At 59.9% G+C, this 20166-nt stretch carries 17 protein-coding genes and 3 pseudogenes; 14 read left to right on the top strand and 6 right to left on the bottom strand.

Annotated elements, in window-relative coordinates; genetic code table 11:
- Positions 1-120: 120 nt before the first annotated feature.
- The 11 genes from XH80_RS05660 to XH80_RS05610 all read left to right on the top strand — a co-directional run bounded on the left by XH80_RS05660 (position 121) and on the right by XH80_RS05610 (position 12047).
- Complete coding sequence (locus tag XH80_RS05660; RefSeq protein WP_271597708.1) at positions 121-1725, top strand: ABC transporter substrate-binding protein; 1605 nt, start codon at positions 121-123, stop codon at positions 1723-1725.
- 28 nt (positions 1726-1753) lie between these two features.
- Positions 1754-2707: an ABC transporter permease gene (locus XH80_RS05655; protein ID WP_271597707.1), complete on the top strand. Its 954-nt coding sequence runs from the start codon at positions 1754-1756 to the stop codon at positions 2705-2707.
- Positions 2694-3563: an ABC transporter permease gene (locus XH80_RS05650; protein ID WP_271597706.1), complete on the top strand. Its 870-nt coding sequence runs from the start codon at positions 2694-2696 to the stop codon at positions 3561-3563. Before XH80_RS05655 ends, XH80_RS05650 begins: the two co-directional genes overlap by 14 nt.
- Before the next feature lie 5 nt (positions 3564-3568).
- Positions 3569-4579, top strand: a complete 1011-nt coding sequence (locus XH80_RS05645; RefSeq protein WP_271597705.1) for an ABC transporter ATP-binding protein — start codon at positions 3569-3571, stop codon at positions 4577-4579.
- A 7-nt stretch (positions 4580-4586) separates the two neighbouring features.
- Positions 4587-5555, top strand: coding sequence for an ABC transporter ATP-binding protein (locus XH80_RS05640; protein WP_271597704.1), 969 nt, complete (start codon positions 4587-4589; stop codon positions 5553-5555).
- A 42-nt stretch (positions 5556-5597) separates the two neighbouring features.
- Positions 5598-6650, top strand: coding sequence for a dipeptidase (locus tag XH80_RS05635; RefSeq protein WP_271597703.1), 1053 nt, complete (start codon positions 5598-5600; stop codon positions 6648-6650).
- A 21-nt stretch (positions 6651-6671) separates the two neighbouring features.
- Positions 6672-7472 (top strand): creatininase family protein, encoded by an 801-nt coding sequence (locus XH80_RS05630; RefSeq protein WP_271597702.1) that lies wholly within the window; start codon positions 6672-6674, stop codon positions 7470-7472.
- A 3-nt stretch (positions 7473-7475) separates the two neighbouring features.
- On the top strand, positions 7476-8300 hold the full coding sequence (locus XH80_RS05625) for an MBL fold metallo-hydrolase (RefSeq protein ID WP_271597701.1): 825 nt from the start codon (positions 7476-7478) through the stop codon (positions 8298-8300).
- Positions 8301-8534: 234 nt separating this feature from the next.
- The gene (locus XH80_RS05620) at positions 8535-9242 is read left to right on the top strand and encodes a TetR/AcrR family transcriptional regulator (RefSeq protein ID WP_271597700.1); all 708 of its coding nucleotides are present in this window, start codon (positions 8535-8537) and stop codon (positions 9240-9242) included.
- 57 nt (positions 9243-9299) lie between these two features.
- The gene (locus tag XH80_RS05615) at positions 9300-10973 is read left to right on the top strand and encodes an N-acyl-D-amino-acid deacylase family protein (protein ID WP_271597699.1); all 1674 of its coding nucleotides are present in this window, start codon (positions 9300-9302) and stop codon (positions 10971-10973) included.
- 96 nt (positions 10974-11069) lie between these two features.
- Positions 11070-12047: an MBL fold metallo-hydrolase gene (locus tag XH80_RS05610; protein WP_271597698.1), complete on the top strand. Its 978-nt coding sequence runs from the start codon at positions 11070-11072 to the stop codon at positions 12045-12047.
- A gap of 514 nt (positions 12048-12561) precedes the next feature.
- On the opposite strand, the gene XH80_RS05605 is transcribed toward XH80_RS05610, so the two are convergent.
- The 3 genes and pseudogenes from XH80_RS05605 to XH80_RS05595 all read right to left on the bottom strand — a co-directional run bounded on the left by XH80_RS05605 (position 12562) and on the right by XH80_RS05595 (position 14942).
- Positions 12562-13413: an alpha/beta fold hydrolase gene (locus XH80_RS05605; RefSeq protein ID WP_271597697.1), complete on the bottom strand. Its 852-nt coding sequence runs from the start codon at positions 13411-13413 to the stop codon at positions 12562-12564.
- A 472-nt stretch (positions 13414-13885) separates the two neighbouring features.
- A pseudogene (locus XH80_RS05600) lies at positions 13886-14086 on the bottom strand (ATP-binding protein); the annotation flags it as partial.
- 196 nt (positions 14087-14282) lie between these two features.
- Positions 14283-14942, bottom strand: coding sequence for a CGNR zinc finger domain-containing protein (locus tag XH80_RS05595; protein ID WP_271597696.1), 660 nt, complete (start codon positions 14940-14942; stop codon positions 14283-14285).
- A 178-nt stretch (positions 14943-15120) separates the two neighbouring features.
- Here XH80_RS05595 and XH80_RS05590 point away from each other — a divergent pair, with 178 nt between their 5' ends.
- The 3 genes from XH80_RS05590 (at position 15121) to XH80_RS05580 (ending at position 17452) form a co-directional block, all read left to right on the top strand.
- On the top strand, positions 15121-16299 hold the full coding sequence (locus XH80_RS05590; RefSeq protein ID WP_271597695.1) for a branched-chain amino acid ABC transporter substrate-binding protein: 1179 nt from the start codon (positions 15121-15123) through the stop codon (positions 16297-16299).
- A gap of 467 nt (positions 16300-16766) precedes the next feature.
- On the top strand, positions 16767-17078 hold the full coding sequence (locus XH80_RS05585; protein WP_130370874.1) for a type II toxin-antitoxin system HigB family toxin: 312 nt from the start codon (positions 16767-16769) through the stop codon (positions 17076-17078).
- Positions 17078-17452, top strand: a complete 375-nt coding sequence (locus XH80_RS05580; protein ID WP_271597694.1) for a helix-turn-helix domain-containing protein — start codon at positions 17078-17080, stop codon at positions 17450-17452. The genes XH80_RS05585 and XH80_RS05580 overlap by 1 nt, the downstream gene beginning before the upstream one ends.
- A gap of 1173 nt (positions 17453-18625) precedes the next feature.
- Here XH80_RS05580 and XH80_RS05575 read toward each other — a convergent pair.
- The 3 genes and pseudogenes from XH80_RS05575 to XH80_RS05565 form a co-directional block, all read right to left on the bottom strand.
- Positions 18626-19228 carry a plasmid pRiA4b ORF-3 family protein gene (locus XH80_RS05575; protein ID WP_271597693.1) on the bottom strand — a complete coding sequence of 201 codons (603 nt, stop codon included), beginning with the start codon at positions 19226-19228 and terminating at the stop codon, positions 18626-18628.
- Positions 19225-19377 (bottom strand): annotated as a pseudogene (locus tag XH80_RS05570) (transposase domain-containing protein); the annotation flags it as partial. The pseudogene XH80_RS05570 and the gene XH80_RS05575, both read right to left, overlap by 4 nt.
- Before the next feature lie 113 nt (positions 19378-19490).
- Positions 19491-20166 (bottom strand): annotated as a pseudogene (locus XH80_RS05565) (tyrosine-type recombinase/integrase); the annotation flags it as partial.

Raw genomic sequence — 20166 nt, 5'->3', positions numbered from 1 at the left:
TATGCCCGCGCAGGAGAAACCCGCGAATCCGGACTTGACTTTACAGTACAGTCTAAGTTAATATTGCGGCAATTCGGCAACGAGATTTTGATCTGCATCGATATGAGCGAGGAGAGGGCCATGAGTGCCTCACGGCGACATTTCCTTCAGGGTGCGGCGGCCGCCGCCGTCCTGCTACGTTCGGGCCCGGACCGCGTCCGCGCTCAATCATCGGCAAGGAACAAGGGAACGCTCAAAGCCGTCATGCAAGCGGACTTGCGCTCCTTCGATCCGGTCTGGACGACCGCAACTATCACCGGAAGCCATGCCGCTCTTGTCTACGACACGCTTTTCGGACTCGATGAGCAGCAGACCCCCCAGCCCCAAATGGTGGGCCGATATGGTTTATCGGACGACAAGCTGACCTACACTTTCGAGCTTCGCGATGGTCTAAGGTTTTCCGACGGCTCGCCAGTGACTTCCGCGGACTGCATTGCATCGATGCGGCGCTGGGCCGCGCGCGATTTGGCCGGGCAGGTCCTGTTCCAGAGTGTCGCGGACACGCCGGCAAAGGACGAGAGAACCTTCCAGATTGTCCTGAGGGAGCGCTACGGGCTCGTGCTCGATACCCTGGGCAAGACCAGCAACTCCCTCTGGATCATGCGCAAGAAGGAGGCCGATACCGACCCGACCCAGCAAATCTCCGAAATCGTGGGCTCAGGACCCTACGTCTTCAATCGTAACGCCACGAAGATGGGCGCGACCTACGTCTACGATCGGAACGATAGCTACAGGCCGCGCGACGGCGCTCCGTCCGGAACGGCTGGCGCGAAAATCGCGAAACTGGATCGGATCGTCTGGGAGAACATGGCGGACGAGCAGACGGCGATTGCCGCGTTACAAGCGGGCGAGATCGATTTCTACGAAACTCCGCCGATCGAATTCATCGACCAGCTCGAATCCGATCACGGCATCAAGACCGAAGTCCTCAACAAGCTCGGCAACGTCGGGTTCATTCGCCTGAACTGGCTACACCCTCCTTTCAACAATCAGAAGGCCCGGGAGGCGATGCTGTACGTCGTCAATCAGACCGACGTCATGAAGGCGGCTTTCGGCAACGAGAAATACTTCCGGACCTGCAACTCGCTCTTCGGTTGCGGGACGAACATGGAAAATCACGAGAATGTCGGCTGGTCCGATCACGGGCAGGATCTAAAGAAGGCAGCAGCATTGTTCAAGGAGTCGGGCTATGACGGCCGCCCCGTCGTGATCCTGCAGCCGACGAACCTGGCGCTGTTGAACACCACGGCTCAGTTGCTGGCGGAATGGCTGAAGCAGGCAGGTGTCAATGCCCAGCTTGCCGCGTCCGATTGGGGCGGCGTCGTGGCGAGACGTGCCGTACAGGCGGCCCCAGAACAGGGCGGCTGGAATATCTTCGCAACCTGGAATCCGACTTCGACCTTCGCCAGTCCAGTATCGTTTCCAGGACACGCAGCAAATGGCACGAAGGGATTTATCGGCTGGCCGGAAAACGCCGAATGGGAGGCCTCGCGTCGCGCGTGGACGCGTGCCGAGACCCTCTCCGAACGTCAGGAGATCGCAAAGAAAATGCAGGCGAACGGCTGGAACTTTGTACCGGAGATATTGACCGGGCAATTCGTGGCACCGGTCGCGTATCGAGCCAACGTCAGAGGCTTTCTGCGCATCCCCGATCTCATTCCGTTCTGGAACGTCGAGAAGGCCTGACTCCGGATCGCAAAGAGGAAGCCAAGCGATGCTGCGCGTCATCGTCAACCGCATCGGGTCGATTGCCATCGTCATGTTGCTCGTCGCTGTGATGGTCTTCTCCCTGATCCATATGGCTCCGGGCGATCCCGCGGCGATCATTGCTGGCGACAATGCGACGAGTGAGCAGATCGCGTCCATTCGCGAGCGGTTAGGCCTCCGCGACCCGCTACCCCTGCAATTCTTCAACTGGGTCTTCGCCGCAAGCCGGGGCGACTTGGGATTATCGATCTTCTCGGGCGTACCCGTATTCGGGCTCATTTGCGAACGTCTCGAGCCGACTCTCTCATTGACGCTCATCACGATCATCATCGCATTGGTGATTGCGGTAACCGCCGGCGTGCTTGCGGCGGCGAATGCCGGCTCCTGGATCGACCGCGCCGTCATGGCGCTCTCAATTCTCGGCTTCTCAGCCCCGATCTTCGTGGTCGGCTACGTCCTGATCTACGTCTTCGCAATCCAGCTCAAATGGCTCCCGGTGCAGGGTTACGCATCGCTATCAGCCGGCATTCTAGATTGGCTGCAACATCTGATCCTGCCCGCACTGTCCCTCGGCCTCGCCTACGTGGCGCTCATTGCCCGGATCACGCGGACCGCCATGCTGGACGTGCTCGCCGAAGACTACATCCGAACCGCAAAAGCCAAGGGCGTCGCTCCGGATCGGGTCCTGATCAAGCACGCGCTCCGCAATGCCGGCATTCCGATCGTGACCGTCGTCGGTATCGGGGTCGCCCTGCTCATCGGCGGCGTCGTGATCACCGAATCGGTGTTCAACATTCCGGGAGTCGGGCGTCTCGTCGTCGATGCCATCTCGAAGCGGGACTATCCGATCATTCAGGGTGTCACGCTGGTTTTCTCGGCCGTTTACGTCTTCATCAATCTGATGGTGGATCTCAGCTACGGTCTCATCGATCCGAGGATTGGACGCAATGAGCACGCTTGATGCATGTGCTGCGACACCCTTCCGCCGTTCAAAGGCCGGCCGCTTCATCAAGCGGAATCCCATGCTGGTCCTGGGCATCCTCCTGCTGGCGATCATCCTTATGTCCGCGATCTTCGCGCCCTGGCTGGTCGGAGATCCCTACGCGATGATGCCAAGCCGGCGCCTCCTTCCGGCCGGGCCAGGTTACCCTCTCGGCACCGATCCTCTCGGCAGGGATGTGTTCGCGCGAACCATCTATGGCGCCCGGGTTTCGCTGACGGTCGGCATCTGCGTTGCCGCGATCTCGGTTCTGATCGGGCTCACCCTGGGTTTGATTGCGGGTTACCTCCGCCGGGCCAATGCGCCGCTGATGCGGATCATGGATGCGCTGATGTCGATCCCGGCGATCATGCTCGCGATCGCCTTGGTCGCTCTGACGCAAGCGAGCGTGGTCACCGTGATCGCCGCGATTGCCATTCCCGAAATCCCGCGCGTCGTGCGTTTGGTGCGCGCGGTCGTTTTGTCGGTGCGCGAACAGCCCTTCGTGCAAGCTGCGATTGCTGGTGGCGCCAGGACGCCGAGGGTGATCATCAGGCATATAATGCCGTCCACGATCGCTCCGCTGATCGTTCAGGCAAGCTACATCTGCGCGTCTGCCATCCTGATCGAGGCGGCGTTGTCCTTTCTGGGAGCCGGCACGCCGCCGTCCATTCCGACATGGGGCAATATGATCGCCTCAAACCGCCTGTATCTTGCCAAAGCGCCGTGGACCATCTTCGGCCCCGGTCTTGAACTGGCGCTGACCGTTTTGGCCATCAACCTGATCGGCGACGGATTGAGGGATCACCTCGATCCTCGCCTCTCCCGTCGGATGTGACGATTATGGACAGTTCTTCCGTGGTTCAAGAGCCGATCCTCTCCGTCCGGGACCTGCGGACGTCGATTTTCAATGAGAACGGCGAAGCTCGCGTGGTCAACGGCGTATCGTTCGACGTGATGCCCGGCGAAATGCTCGGCGTCGTCGGCGAGTCGGGTTGCGGAAAGAGCATGACTTCCTTCTCGATACTGGGCCTTTTGCCCGCTAAGAGCGCCCGCGTAGTCGGAGGGACTGCCCGATACGCCGGCCTCGACCTCTTCGGTCTCAACGACCGAGAGTTGCGCAAACTGCGCGGCGGACAGATCTCGATGATCTTTCAGGAGCCGATGACGTCGCTCAACCCGGTGCTGACGATCGGCGATCAGATCATGGAAGCTCTGCTCCTGCACGAGAACCTTCCGAGGAAGGCTGCGCGAGAGAGAGCTATCGAGATGCTTCGTCTCGTACGCGTCTCCGACCCCGAACGCCGCCTGAACGACTATCCGCATCAGTTTTCCGGCGGCATGCGCCAGCGGGTGATGATCGCGATGGCTTTGGCCTGCCGACCCAAATTGCTCATTGCGGACGAGCCGACCACGGCACTTGATGTGACGATCCAGGCGCAGATACTCAAGCTCATGCTGGATCTGAGACGTAGCACCGGCACCGCGATCATCCTCATCACGCACGATCTCGGCGTGGTCGCGGAGACCTGCGATCGCGTGATCGTTATGTACGCCGGACGGAAAGTGGAGGAATCGCGTGTGAGCGAGCTCTTTCAACGGCCGAAGCACCCATATACGCAGGGCCTGCTTGCGTCGAAACCTCAGGTCGGCACCCAACGGCAAGGACATAGGTTGGTCGAAATTCCTGGAACCGTGCCTTCGCCTCGCGAAGTGATCCGTGGGTGCGCGTTCGCTCCTCGCTGCGGGCTCGCAACCGAGCGATGCCGCGTTGAGCGCCCCGAGCTGAGGTCTGCAAACGAGCGGCATCTCGTCGCTTGCCACCATGTCGAACTGGCGACTGCCGCAAGGTAACCACGTGATGAGCACCGCCTTACTTGAAGTACGCGATCTAAAGAAACACTACGGCGCCCCCAAGGGTGCTTTCGGTCATCCCGGCACTAGGGTGAAGGCCGTCGATGGCGTGAGCTTCAGCGTTTATTCTGGCGAGACGCTCGGACTCGTCGGCGAATCCGGATGCGGCAAGTCGACCGTCGGGAAATTGATCATGCGTCTTTCCGACCCGACCGGAGGCATGATCCGCATCGACGGCTCGGACATTACCCACGCGCATGGCGAGCCGTTGCGGCAGTTGCGCCGCAGAGTCCAGATGGTCTTTCAGGACCCCTACGCCTCGCTCAACGGTCGCATGCGGGCCGGTGCAATCGTCCGCGAGCCGCTCGAAAACTTCGACTGGCGTCCGGCCAAGGAGCTCGATTCTATCATTGCCGACCTCTTTGGTAAGGTAGGGCTTCAGCGCGAAGCGATGCAGAAGTTTCCATTCGAATTCTCGGGTGGACAGCGGCAGCGCCTGGGCATTGCGCGTGCTCTTGTGCTTTCACCGGAACTGATCGTCGCGGACGAGCCAGTGTCGGCCCTTGACGTATCTGTCCAGGCACAGGTGATCAATCTGCTGATGGATCTGCAGCAGGAGCTGGGCGTCGCCTACCTTTTCATTTCACACGATCTCGGTGTCGTCGAACACATCGCCCACAGGGTCGCCGTGATGTACTTCGGCCGGATCGTCGAGATCGGGCAAAAGAAGGCTGTTTTCGATCAACCGGCCCATCCCTATACGCGATCGCTGATCGCGGCCGCTCCCGTCATCGATCCCGCGCTACGTCGCGAACGTGTCCTGCTCGAGGGAGAGATCCCTTCGCACGACAATCCACCCGCAGGCTGCGCCTTCCATTCCCGTTGCCCATTCGCTTTCGACCGGTGCCGGGTCGAAAGGCCCGAGCTAACTCCCCGGAAAGGGGGCCAATTGGCCGCCTGCCACCTCAACGACTGATTTCTGCCCAGGCGCGCCGCCACGTAACGAGACGAGGGTCAAATGCCACAAGTTCCATTTTTTGACGGGCACAATGATGCTCTGTTTCGGCTCTCGGAAAGTCAGGGCGCCGACCCCCACCTGCTTTTCCTTAACGGCCGCCTGGACGGACATATCGACCTGCCTCGCGCCCGGGAGGGCAAGATGGTTGGCGGCATCTTTGCGCTATACGCGCCTTCGAAGAGCGGACTCGATCTCAATATCTTCAAAGGCAAGAGCTACGATTGTCCATTGCCGCCGGAAGTGCCGCTCGCCGACGCCAGTCGGATCATGATGCGACAGATCGCGATACTGTTGCGTTCGGTCGCGGCTTCGAATGGATCCGTCTCGCTCTGCAGGACAGTGGCTGACATTCGCGACGCACGTCAGCGCGGCGCTCTTGCAATCGTCCTGCATATGGAGGGCGCTGAGGCCATCGATGCAGATCTCGACATGCTCGACGTCCTCCACGCCGCTGGCTTGCGATCGATCGGGCCGGTCTGGAGCCGAAACAACATCTTCGGCCACGGTGTTCCCATGCGCTTTCCAAGCTCGCCCGATGCCGGGGCAGGGCTTACGGACGCCGGAAAGCGACTGGTCCGGGCCTGTAATGACCTGCGGATCATGATCGATCTGTCTCATCTGACGGAGCGAGGATTCTGGGACGTCGCACGCCTGACGAATGCGCCGCTCGTCGCCACGCACTCGAATGTCCACGACCTGTCGCCGTCATCACGTAACCTGACGCGCCGTCAACTCGACGCGATCAGGGACAGTGACGGGATCGTCGGCTTGAACCTGGCAACATGCTTTCTGAGGTCCGACGGGCAGATGGACGAGGACACTTCGATCGAAGTCGTAGTTCAACACGTTGAAGCCCTGGTCGAACACCTGGGTGAGACGCGCGTCGCGCTCGGGTCGGACTTCGACGGTGCCGTCGTGCCGAAGGCGATCGGATCCGTCGCCGGGAGTCAGGCGATTTTCTCGGCCTTGAGGGCCAAGGGGTTCGATGATGGCCTGATCGAAAAGATCGCCTTTTCGAATTGGCTTCGCGTCCTGCAGCAGACCATCGGTTAAGGCTCGAAAGGAGCGTGACACATGTCGGACAGCGCCGGCCTTGACACCACCGACGAAGTTTTCTGGAACAAGCTCAGCGCCGAGCGGTTGGGCAAACTTGCTGAGCGAGAGGCCATCGTCCTTCTGCCCGTCGGCTCGACCGAGCAGCACGGCCCGCATCTTCCGACCGGCGTCGACAACTTCTTGAGTACTGAGGTCTGTCGACGAACAGCGCAGATGATCCTAACAAGGCAGCCGATCGTCGTCGCGCCCACCGTATGGTGCGGCCTCGCGGATCATCATGTCTCGTTTGGCGGCACCTTCTCGTTGCGCCTTTCTACCTTCCATGCCCTATTGCACGATCTCTGCCGGTCGATTGTCGATGCTGGATTCCGCAGGATTGTCGTCGTCAATGGTCATGGAGGAAACATGGGTGGCTTGAGCGCATTGCAGCAGGAGCTCACGCGCGAGCTGGGTGTGGAAGTCGCGACAACAACCTATTTTATGGAGTGCCTTCCTGAAATTGCCGCGATCCTCGATGATCAGGATTGCATCATGCACGCCTGCGAAGGCGAGACCTCAATGATGATGGCCATCGAAAATGATCTCGTGGATGGCACCCGCCTCGACGAGGCTTGCGGAGCTCACTTCGACATTGTTGAGTCACTCACACCGTCCTTGAAAATTTCCCGCGATTTCCGTGACTTGACGACATCCGGCGTCGCCGGCACGGCGAAAAGGGCGTCCGAGGCCAAAGGAGCAGCCATCCTCGAGGCAGCTGCATCGGCTCTCGCGCGCAGGCTTCTTTCAGGTGAGCCCTGGCTGACATCGGCAAAGGGGTGACGGATGACAGACCATTCCGCCAAAGCGCTGGGCGATTTTCATGTGCGAAGGATCACCGAAAAGACGCTCGCCTTCCCGACGGCGAAGCTTCTGCCAGATGCTGAAGCCAGCTACGCCGGTGCCGGCGATCTCACGGTGAGCGTCCATTCCTGGCTCATCGAAACGACAGGCGCGAGGATCATTGTTGATACTGGCATCGGAAACCACAAGCTGCGGGCCCAAGCTGTCTTCAACGACCAGAACTCGGATTTCCTCGAACGGCTCGAACGCGCAGGCTTCGGGAGGAGAGATGTGACGCACGTTCTGCTCACGCACCTTCACGGAGATCACGTCGGCTGGAATACCGTTCAGGAGAACGGCCGCTGGCTCCCGACCTTTTCGAACGCGACGTACATCATGCCCCGAGCCAGCATCGATCATCTCGAAAGAACGGATAAGGATCCGCTAACGCCACTCTACGTCGACAGCATCAAGCCGGTTATTGATTCCGGCCAAGCGATCCTGATCGAGCCGGACGTAGAGCCGCTACAGGGATTTACGTATATTTCCACGCCCGGGCATTCGCGCGATCATTGTTCGATCATCCTCCGCACTCCCGAGCGCATGGGGCTTTTCGCCGGCGACATCATGCATCATCCGGTTCAGGTTCAGCACCCCCACCTGAACTCCGTCTTTTGTGCGGACGCGGAGGCCGCGTATGCATCCAGGATGAAGATCCTCGCATTTGCGGCTGATCACCGTGCCCTCTATTTCAGCTCGCATTTCCCTGGCTCATCCGTGGGCAAGGTGACACGATCGAATTGCGGTTTCGCCTGGAATTTCGTTTGATCTCACCCGCTGACGTCGGTCGTCGTTGCGCTGGCGTGCCTTTCGTTGTGGACCATGTGGTGTGGGGCCGGCGCGCAATCCGAGGGGGATGTGCTCGGAGCCGGGACGTCCATCCACGAATGGTGTATTTCCTGCGTTGTAAGCATGATTCGGGGGACGTCCCTGCTGCGTTGTTCGGCCTTCGCCCTTAATCCTGCCGGATGTGACGCAAATTGTAGGCTTCAGGAGACGCGAGTGAAGACAAACGTCGGATCAACCAAGGTTGCGGGCGCGGGACGAAAAAGGCGCGCAGCGCCAAGCGAGCCTGCCTTTAGCTCCTCCGCGGCTCGTTATGCATCTGCGAGTTCGGTCGCCATCCTGGATGCTGCGCGTACCCTGTTTCTTCAAAGGGGATTCGATGGAGTCAATCTGGACCAGGTCGCGAAGGCGGCCGGTACCTCCCGCCAGACGGTCTACAACCAGTTCGGAAGTAAGGATGCCGTGTTCAGGGAGGTCGTCCGACGGCATTGGGCTACAATTCGCACTGAAACCGAGTCGGTATTTCAATCCACGAGCGATCCGGACGACGACGCCGGTGCGATGCTGGCAAGGTTCGCGGAAGCGTTGCTCCGGTTCGTCGACGAAACGGACCAGATCGCATTTACCCGCCTGGTGATTGCGGAGTCGCGACGCCTTCCTTGGATCGCTGCTGAATTCTATCGCGCGGGCAAGGAACCGGTCCTCAAAACATTTGCCAAAGCACTCGCCGCGATGACCAAAAAGGGGCGCCTGTCTTGCAAGGACCCGGAGTTGGCAGCCCATCAATTCATGGGTTTGGTGCAAGAATTCATCATCTGGCCCAAGGTGATGGCGATCGGTGAGGGTCTGCGCGATCTCCCGCCAAACAAATTGGTGGTCGGGGAGGCGATCACGATGTTTTTGGCGCGTTACCGCAGATCCTGAGGTTCGTCACTCGTTTCAGACGACGGCCTTGGTTGAAGCCACGGCGATGGAGGCGCCGTGAAATTTGATAGCGTATTTGACTTTACTGTCCAGTCTATTATTCTTGGCGCGATCCCTACCGATTGCATGCTGGAAAGTCCGTGGATGAAAAACATTGCTGTCTTGGTTGTTGCGTTAACGGCTGGAGTCATCTTGAGCAATGACACTGCCTCGGCGCAGACCGCCGATCTTGCTGTTCGGGGTGGCACGATCTACACGGGTGGCGACGAGACGCCGTTTGTCGGCGACATCGCGGTCACGGCGGACAAGATCGTTTATGTCGGCTCTTCTGCTGGCGCGCCAGCCGCGACAAACAACATCGCCGCCCAAGGCATGATCGTTGCGCCGGGTTTCATCGATGTCCACACACACCCCGAAAGCTACGTCCGATCGTCCGTCGCGACCGAGCGTCTGAACGCTCCATGGCTCCTGCAGGGTGTCACGACCGTTTTCACCGGCGTCGACGGCTTCGGCGAGCCTGCGGTTGCCGCCGATCACGCCCGGCTTGAGTCCCAAAAAATCGGTACAAACGTCGCCAGCTATGTCGGCTTCGGCGCCGTACGCGAGTTGGTGCTGGGCAAAGATGCTCGCGCCCCCGATGGGCCGGAACTCGAACGCATGAAGCAGCTCGTCGCCCAAGGCATGTGCGAGGGCGCTTTAGGTCTTTCCACCGGACTGTTCTACGCGCCGCAGAGTTTTGCGAAAACCGATGAGGTGGTTGCTCTGGCAAAGGAGGCTGCGCGGCGCGGCGGCGTCTACGATACCCATCAACGCGACGAGAGCTCCTACTCCATCGGCCTGATGAACTCGGTCAAGGAGGTCTTGCAGATTGGGCGCGAGGCCCGGATTCCGGTCCATTTCGCGCATCTAAAGGCACTCGGCGTCGATCTGCAGGGGCAGATCCCGGAAGTGATACGTCTCATTGAGGCGGCGCGGGCCGATGGCCTTGACGTGACAGCCGACCAATATCCATGGTTGGCGTCTAGCACCAGCCTCGACGCTGCGCTTGTGCCGCGCTGGGCAGTCGACGGCGGCTATCCGGCCATGATCAAGCGCTTCGACGATCCCGGGGCGATGGCCAAGATCCGCCTTGAGATGATCGAAAACCTGCGGCGCCGCGGCGGTGCGGAATCGATTTTGCTGACAAGCGTCGGGCGAGCATGGACAGGCAAACGGCTTTCGGAAATGGCAGAGACATGGAAGGTTGAGGCCGTCGATGCCGCGGTGAGGATCCTTCGGACCAATGTTAGGGACACTATTGCCTCCTTCAACATGATCGACAGCGATGTGGATCTCGTCATGAAGCAGCCATGGGTGGTCACCGGTTCTGATGGCAACGATGGCCATCCTCGCCAATACGCAACCTTCTCCCGAAAGTATGCCGTTTACGTGCAGGAGCGACATGTTATCGATCTGCAAACATTTGTTCGCCGATCGGCAGGCCTTTCGGCTGACATCTTTAAGCTGGACCACCGCGGCTATCTGCGGCCCGGTTACTTTGCCGATATCGCCGTGTTCGATCCTGAGCGCTATGCTCCGAGGGCGGATTATGTACACCCGCGAGAGCTGAGCGTCGGCGTGCGAACGTTGCTGGTCAACGGTGCAGTGTCTGTCCAAGACGGCAAACTGACCGGCCTCGCTGCTGGACGAGCTCTCAAGCACACGCCATCTGTGGGAACGTGCCCCCAATAGCGTTGCCCGACCTTCTCTTGCAGTCTGCCACACTGATCCTGGCTCGTTGCGTGGCGTCTTGTTCGACATTCACTTCCGCACGAAAGGTAATCCACTATGCGTGTTGTTCCCGCCGCAATTATCGCATCCGTTGTCGCCAGCGCCGCCGCGGTCCTGCCGACCATCGCGTCGGCGGACGAGCCGCGTCCGGCTGCTTCCTCGGGATGGGTTGCGACGCAGTCGCCGGGCTTCTATCGCTTCCGCTTGGGCGATTTCCGCATCACGGTTCTTTCCGATGGTACGGCTCCACGCGATCTCCCCAAAATCATGAGCAACCCGGATGTCGTCCGAGCGAGCTTCGTCGACGCGCACCAGATGCTTCCAGTGGAATTGTCGATCAATGCGTACCTGATCGACACTGGAACAAAGCGCATTCTGGTCGACACCGGCACGGGCGAGCTATTCGGATCGACATCGGGAGACATCGTCGCCAATCTCCGCGCTGCCGGCTACGTCCCTGCGGATGTGGACGCCATCCTGCTCACCCATATTCATGGCGATCACTCCGGCGGCCTGAGCGTGGAGGGCAGGCCGGTTTTCTCGCGAGCCACAGTGTATATCGACAGGCGAGATACTGCTTACTGGTTGAGTGCGGAAGAGGAGGCAAAAGCGCCGGCAAACCGCCGAACGACCTTTGAGCAGTCGCACAAGACGGTAGATCCCTACGTGAAAGCGGAACGTCTCAAGACCTTCGATGGGCCGACCGAGTTGTTTCCCGGCATCAGCAGTCTCTCAGAATATGGTCATACTCCCGGCATGACAGGCTACATGATCGAGAGCAAGGGGCAACGCCTTCTTCTGTGGGGGGACATCATTCACGCAACCGAGGCGCAGTTCGCCGACCCGTCAATCACGATCGACTACGATGTCGATCCCAGAGAAGCGGCTGCTACCCGAAAGCGCGTCCTCACAGACGCAGCCACCAATGCCTATTTGGTGGGAGGCGCCCATCTTTCGTTCCCAGGGATTGGTCATGTCAGTGCGGCTGGCAGTGGTTTCAAGTGGGTTCCGGCGCCATATGAGGCGAGACCTTGAGAAGACGCGGCCAATCCGAGCTTCGGTCCCGAAACGGGCGTTGAGCCCAAGCCACTCGAATGCCGCAACCGGTCACCATGCAATCAGCCACGCTGGTTCCGCCTCTCTGACGATTGGCGATTATGAAGGCCTCGGCAGCTGCCCATGATGCCGCTGTGCAAATGATCGTTTGCGACGTTGGGGGCGGCCTGTATCGTGATGTCGGCGCGGCCATGGCTGTAGTCGTCGTGTGTCCGCGCTTGAATCGTATTACCTCCTATCGAACGCAACGATTGTCTGTTCACCTACGATCTGTCGTGCCTGCTTGAGCGCGCGCCGCCCCCATTCCCACCGAATCTCGCGGAGGTCTGCGGGATTGCGAGACTATCGGCCAGCCGGGCGTTGTCGCGAGGGGAGTTTCTTCGATCCGACCGGTTTGGCTTTGCGTCGATTGTTGTTTGCTAACGAATCAGGTCTTCGGGTGCCAGCCAGGAGACAAAACCCGTGACAGCTCAGATAGGCTCAGTCATCCCAATCATGCTGGCCCTAATATCACGCGTGCCAGCTCTGACGGGTTCTCGACCGCCGAGAAGTGGCCAGTATTCTTGAAGGTTACCATCTGAGCGCCCGGAATCAGCGACCGGGTGCGTTCGCGTTCATTTGGCCGGGACCAGTCGCTGTCGCCGTATATGAGGGTGACGGGGGCCGCGATCGATTGATGATAGTCGCGCGCCTTGCTCCAGGATCGCCATCCGGCCAGCACTTTGCGCGCAACTTTCTTGTATCCAGGGCGATGAGCGACTTTGTCAAACTCTGTAAGTAGATCATCAGGGAGTTTGCGAGGATCATGATAGCCGCCGCCCATGATCTTGCCGAGAACTACCTTGTTTTCGAGCGACGCATTGATCGCGCCGAGCACTGGGATCTGCAAACTTCCCATGATGAAATTCGCAAACCAGTTGCCACGTCGAATACCGTCTCCATAGCGGGTCTCGTAATCGTAGGCATTGATCGCATAGACCCGTTTGATCAGTTGCGGAATCGATCCGGCCACTGTGAGGGCCAAAGCGCCGCCGATCGACTCGCCGACGAGTGTGAGGTCCGAGAGATTGAGGTCTTCGATGAAGCGGATAACGGCCCGCCTGAAATAGGGCTCGTCATAGCTTGCGGCCGGATCTATCGGTGAGTGTCCATGACCCGGAAGGTCGATGGTATACACCGTGTACGACTTGGCGAGGAGGGGCGCCAGACTGCGAAAATATTCGAGCTGGGTCCGAATGGTACGTATGAGGAGCAACGGCGGGCCGCCGCCAGTTTCTTGGTAACGCATGCTGAGCGTGCCCGACAAGTTGAGAAGCTTGGGTTCGGGTCTGCTTACGCTGAGCATCTGATTTCTCCTATGAGTTCGAGCCGATTTACGCGCGATGCAGCTGGCGGTTGATGGGGATTTGCGTGCGAACCGAGATGGAGAATCCATCTGTGTCCGCTGCTCTTTAGTGGGGCCCTAGCAGTTGCCGAAGTGGCATCAATGGGCCGAGTGGGATCAGCTCGAACTTCATCAGGTGCGCCCGCGGCCTAGCGGCCGGAGCGACCCGCGCCGCGCCAAATTGCGTTTGCTTTTCGGATCATGTCGCACATCTCCTGATGGTCTCGTACGGCACATTAAGCCCGGCTTTGGCTTGCCTATCCAGATGGTCAGCCTTCCGAAGTGTCGAGACAGAACGTCTTCAATCGCGGTCGTCGCTGAGCTGGACCGCGTGCGGACGTGCGAAGTTCAATACTGTTCGGAGAGCAACGTCGCGAGTGGCCCGTTGACCGCGCATAAGCGGCCAACACGAAGGTCGTGCTTTTCAGGCTCATCACGGGGCTTGGCGCCGTGTCCGGATAGCTCTGGTCTTGTCGCCGACCATGGCGTTACAGTGTTTTCGAGCGTGGCCGCAGGACGATACGAAAGATAGCCCGCGGAGCTTGTTCGGTGCTGCCCAGAGCCGTCCACCATGCGCCTCGACGATGGAGCGGCAGATCGACAACCCCATCCCGAGACCGCTTGCTTTGGTCGAAGATTCGCCCGGGATTGTCTTGAGGAGTCCCGGACCGGGTATTCCGGAGGCCGAAGGTCCAATATTGCGCGTTCAACGGCTCGACGCTGCCGTTGGGGTAGGTTACGCATAGTTTGCACCAATCGTTTGAGAACCAGCGTGCCGTGAAGATGACCCGCCGACGCGTCAAGTCCAGCCAGACACTTTGTGAACTCTATCAATCTTGCCGCGGCGTGCGTCTCTGCCTGTCGCGGGCGGCACGCACCTTGGCACGATTGCCGCAGACGCGCATTTCGCACCAGCGGCGGCCGTTGTTCTTGGTGGTGTCGAAGAATAGCCAGCCGCATTCCTGGCCTGCGCAGCGCCTGGTGCGCAAGAGGTCCTTTTCCATGAGCAGTGTCAGGGCCGACAGCGTGATCGGACCCAGGATCGCCGCTTCGATGTCGCGACGCGGATCAAAGACCCAGATGTAGCTGCCGAGACGCATCCGCATCTCGGCGTGGCGCAGATTCGCAGCGTGCGCGGCTGAGAGCAGGTCGAGCAGTCTGGCCGAGACCGGACGTTGCTCGGCAAGCGCGGTGCCGATCGTCCAGATCAGCTCGCGAATCTCGATCGCGCGTTCGAAGATGCGGCGCGCCCGACGCGGATGGCCTGACAGCGTGGAACGTATGTAGGCGCAGTCGGAAGGCGGCATGACGCGGGCGTGCTCGACCCACTGCATCAGCGTGTCGAAATCCCTCAAGTGCTCCTGGTGGGCTGCCAAGCCGCGCGCCGACGACGTGTTGGTGAAATCCCACGCCAGTTCCCCGCCGACCAGATCGAGGCTGCCGGCACGTGAGGGCGGGAGGGCGGTTCTGGTCCGGCTTTGGGCGCTCATGTGTAACCATCAAACTGCGTGTTGGGAGCCAGCGCTGATCCACCGCGCGACGAAAGCGGTCCATCTCAGGCGTTTTCGCGCGGCGGCGCAAGGGGGGAATCGTAACCATCTATCGATGATTGACTGGAAGCGAGGTGCGTGACAGCCTGTTCCTGCAAAACGTCATTTGGAGGTTACGATGACCCGTTGTCGCGGCGCTCTCCCCCTGCTTGTGTCCGTTCTTGTTGTGTCTGTCGTCGCCTTGGCGGTCGCGGCCCCCGCCGCCGCGCAAATGGCCGGCAAGGAGGTCAAGATCGGCATTGGCGGGCCGCTGACGACGACCTCGGCCGGTTTCGGCGTCGAGATGAAACAGGCCGTCGACCTCGCCGTCGATGAGCGCAACACGGTCGGCGGCATCGCCGGCGCCAGGGTTTTGGCCGTGGCGGTCGACGACAAGGCCGACCCCGAGGCTGGAAAGGCGGTGGCCAAGGGCTTTTGCGATGATCCGGCCATTCTGGGCGTGGTCGGCCACGTCAACAGCGGCGTTGCCATCGCGACGGGGCAGATTTACGCGGACTGCTCGCTTGCGGTGATCACGCCGATGGCGTCGAACCCGAAAGTGACCGAGAGTGGCTTTGCCACCATCTTCCGCCTGACCAACCGCGACGACAGGAAGGGGCCGGGTCTGGCGCGCTATCTGATCGAGAAGATGGGCAAGAAGCGCGCGCTCGTGGTCGACGACGGCACGTCCTATGGTGTCGGACTGGCCGATCAGTTCGTCGCCGGTTTTGGCAGCGGCGGCACGGTGGTGGCGCGCAAATCAGTGAAGGTGGGCGAGAAGGATTTTGCCGATTTCGTCAAGTCGTGGCCGAAGGATTTCGACGTGGTGTTCTTTGCTGGCATTCGCGAAGGCGCGCTGATCCTGAAAGAGATGCGCGCAGAAGGACTGACGCAACTGTTCACCTGCGGGGACGGCTGCTGGGACACCAAGGCGTTCATTCAGGCATCCGAAGGCGCCGCCACGAAAGCAGAAGGTGTTCGCGTTCTCTCCGCCGCGCCCGCGATCGGGACCGTTCCCGGCAGCGCCGAATTCGGCGCGAAATACACGGCGAAGTACGGGCCGATCAACAACTATGCGGCAAGCTCCTACGATTCGGCGCGCGTGCTGATGGTTGCGATCGCTGATGCCGCCAAGGCGAAGGAAGGTGTGCCGACGCGCGCCGATGTCGTGGCGGCGCTTCGCAAGCTGACTTTCCAGGGCATCGCCTATGCGAGGCCGGTGCAGTGGACCGAGAAGGGCGACAACAAGTCCGCCGTGATCTTCGTCAATGCGGTCGAGGGCGACTATTTCAAGCCGATCGATCAGATCCGCGAATAGGGATCGTTGCCGCGCCGTGGTCCCTGATCTGGCGAACCTGGGTGACGAACTCCGCAGGGAGCAGGATCGGGCCGGCTCCCCCTGCGATATTCGCATAAGGAGGCATCTCCGAAGAAGTCCGGTGTGTTGTCCTTTCTCGTTGTCGTTTCCTGTTCGATCTGAGTCATTCGCGTTCAATTGGAGTCTGTCGGGCCGATCCAGCGGTTGAACTTTGGGCGCCTAAGCCATGGCGCTCAAAGAGCTTTTTCGATCCACGCGAGGTAATGACAGTCTCCTATGATCTGGGCTGGCAACACTCAAGCCAATCTTTTCGGATGCCGTCATGGCGCTGCCCGCGGTGGCGGCCGAAGGTCCAATTTCTTCTTCCTACAGGGACGGCCCGCAGCTCGCGTTCGGTCGCACGACAAAACTTCCCAAAAATGGAATTGCCTCTTCCATTTTTGGGAACTCCACGGTAGTATCCTTTCATGCTGGTGATCGGCACGGACATTGTGGAGCGCTATTTTGCCGAGCGCTCTGGTCATCGGGGCATCGATGCGGCGCGCGCTCAATACAGGGCATGGCTTGCGATTGCGGAGAGTTCGGACTGGCGGACGCCGCAACAGGTGAAGCGATCGCATCCCAAGGCGAGCATCCTAAAAGGCGGACGTGTGGTGTTCAACATCAAGGCAAATGACTACCGCCTGATCGCCATAGTTCAATATCGTGATGGTGTGTTGATGATCCGCTTCTTCGGCAGTCATGAAGACTATGACAAGGTCAACGCGGAGACGGTGTGATGAAGGCAACATTGATAATTATCCAGAACCAGGCCGATCATGAGGCGGCTAAGGCGCTTGTCGGCAAGCTGATGCAATCAAACGAGGTTGCCGATCGAGCGCGCATGGTCGCGCAGGCTCGCCTTATCGAGGCGTATGAACGCGCGCGTTGGCCGCGCAAAGCGCTGCCGTTGCCCGATTTGCTGACCTATTTGGTTGAGCAACATGGTTTGACGCGCGCTGATCTTGTTCCGCTTCTGGGCACTGCGAGTCGCGTTAGTGAGATCATGTCCGGCAAGCGCGAATTGAGCATGACGATGGTGAAGCGTCTGCGCGAGCGTTTCCATATTCCGGCGGATTTGCTGATTTCAGCGAGTGGAAGTGTTGCTGCTTAGGTCAAGCGGGACCGTGACGGCCTGAGTTGAATTTGCCGGCAAGGAGCAGACTCTGATGGAACTCCAGTTCTGGCCAACCGACTCAAGTGGAACCAGAATGGACTCTGAAGGGTCATAATCCGCGTACTGAAACTACTGGGTCTTTCTCGCTCCGAGACTCCGATTGAACCAGAAACGACACTCGTTCGATTTGAGTCTGTCTGCTTCGATCGGAGTCTGCTGTCGCCGTGGGTAGCCGCGGCACCACAGCTCGATGCGGCCTATCTGACTGGGGCCGGCTTCTCCGCTCAAGCGCGCTTCTTCGCTTCGACGGTAGCGCGCTGACCGCTTAGACGGCCAATTGCCGACGCGCGAGCGCTCCGATCTTTCGGCACAAGAGCTAGCTTGTAGCCAAGAACGTTCGTTGCCTTGCTTAATGTATTCAAGTGTCGGATTCGCGTCCTTGCCGATGAGACTTAACAAGGAGGTACAGAAATTCCTATATGAGCGGACGCTGGAGCATTTGCTCGATCTTCACGTGATCGACGGCATCGATGATGATGATGACAAGGGCGAAGGCGATCGAGCCAATGTTTTTGGTTGCGGCCGGCGAAAATCGAATCTGAGATTGAGCGCTGGTAGAGCACACTGAATGATCTTACCGTGCCTTCCAGGATGTCGGCCTTTGACACGGCGGCGTTTGCGGCGAACTTGCCTGCGCAGCGCGCCGGTATCCGGGCCCACGTCACGGGCCTTTATAGTATCCAAGGAAGGTTGAAGCCTAGGAGCCGACGTGGTGGCAGCGCCCACTGGATCTCAAGCGACGACGACAAACACTCCCCAATCTGCACAGGTCGGTCCGGCAACCAGTTCTGCTAAAGCACTTCCCTACGGCCGCCGCCGCGAAGGCCTTGTTCCTCGCCATTCGTCGCGCTAGATACGATGGTAGTACGCTAGGAAACCCGATGACGTTCGCCGTGACCAAATTCTGGACGCGAATGCCCCGCCCGCAGGATATCTGCCGGAGGGATTGAAGGCGCGCGCGCCGATCGGATAGCGGACCCGAGCCCTCCCATCCTGCGGAGGGCATTTTTTTTGTCCGCATTCTCTCTCATCCGACGGAGTGTGTTACATGACCAAGTATCTCATCACCGTAAGCGTAGTTCTGCGGCCCTTTTGAACGGCGCTTGACGCCTATTTTGAGCGCGTAGTGCGTCGCCGAGGCTTCCATATTTCCGACAATGCATTGACGGCGGCCTCGAGCGCCTTCCGGTCGACGACGTTGGGATCGAACTGCTCGGGGCCCCAGAGGCGCATTTGTTCGTGCTCCGGATGGGTGGGGTCGCTGATGGCGTCGAGGTATTCGGCATAGCCTGACGCACCACCGACATCTTCCGGAGGACAACGGCCGGCGGCCTCGAGCAGGAGGGGAAGTCCCTCCGTTGTCGTGTTGTCGAACCACTTTTCAAGCTTGATCACGTGATCCCAGCTGTCGCCGAAGTCGTAGAGATAATGGATCGTCTTGGCGCCGGTCTCTTGAACGATATTGGAGAGCCGCGTCTTGCGGGCATCGATGGGCTGAGGGTCAAAATCTCCATCGGGATCAGGGATACCCCAACGGCCGTCGCCGGCTAGGAACTCTAAGAGATGGCTATTCGTCCAGCCAAACGCCGCCTGAAGCGTCAGATGCAGCCGATCAAGGCGCAGGGTGATGGGTACGACAAGACACCGCATCACCTCCGGTTTCACGTCCTTGAGGGTTACCCTGATCCGGACGGCGGTCGTGTTAAGGCTCATGCTGCCAGTCTCGGATCGAGCGCATGCATCGTATAGGTCGATACCCAGGGAAGCAGTTCGTCCAGTCGCGCCGCAGGCCAGCCATTAACGAGCTTCGCGAGAACATCAGCGAGCCAGTGCTCGGCACTGACGCCATTGAGCTTACAGGTTTATGCCGCCCGCCGAACTATGCCGAACGGATTTGGTATGGCACGCCGTTGTCACACTGGCGCCGTCGATCGCGTGCAGGGCAGCCCCATTCCATTCGGCATAGTCTGGTCATTCAGAGCGTCTCGAGGAAGGCGAGTAGGCGGTCGTTCGGCTGGAAGCGGGGTTCGCTTGCCGCGCTCGTACGGCTTGAGCTTCGCCAGGGCAGCTTCCTTGAGGGCGAGGTGGGCGTGCAGGTACGCCTGCGTCGTCTCGACCGATTCATGACCGAGCCACAGCGCGATCACGGAACAGTCGACGCCGGCTTGCAACAGTTCCATCGCAGCGCTGTGCCTCAGCACGTGCGGCGACACGCTCTTGGCCTTCAAAGACGGGCAACTTTTGTGAGCGACACGAACATGCTTTCCCAGCAGGGACTGGACGCTGTCGGCACTGAGCCGACCCCCGTGCACGTTCGGGAACAACGCTGTTGCTCCTTTCCGCAACGGTTCCTTGAGCCATGCCTGGAGCGCACACCGAGCGAGTGTGGTCAGCGGAGTGGTCCGCTCCTTCCGCCCTTTGCCGACGCATCGTACGTGTGCACCAGACCCGAGGTGGACGGCATCCCGGTCAAGGCCAGTCAGCTCTGAGAGGCGCAAGCCCGTCTGGGCCGCGACCAACAGCAAGGTGTGATCGCGGCGACCAAGCCACGTCGTTCGATCGGGCGCTGCGAGAACGGCCTCGATCTCAGGGCGCGTCAGGAAGTGCACCTGTCGCTTGTCATGGCGCTTGCTCGGTATGGCAAGCACGCG

The organism is Bradyrhizobium sp. CCBAU 45384 (assembly GCF_028128665.1).
GTDB classification, from domain to species: domain Bacteria; phylum Pseudomonadota; class Alphaproteobacteria; order Rhizobiales; family Xanthobacteraceae; genus Bradyrhizobium; species Bradyrhizobium manausense.
The sequence above is the reverse complement of the archived record's forward strand: the minus strand, read 5'-3'. Positions and strand labels throughout refer to the sequence as shown.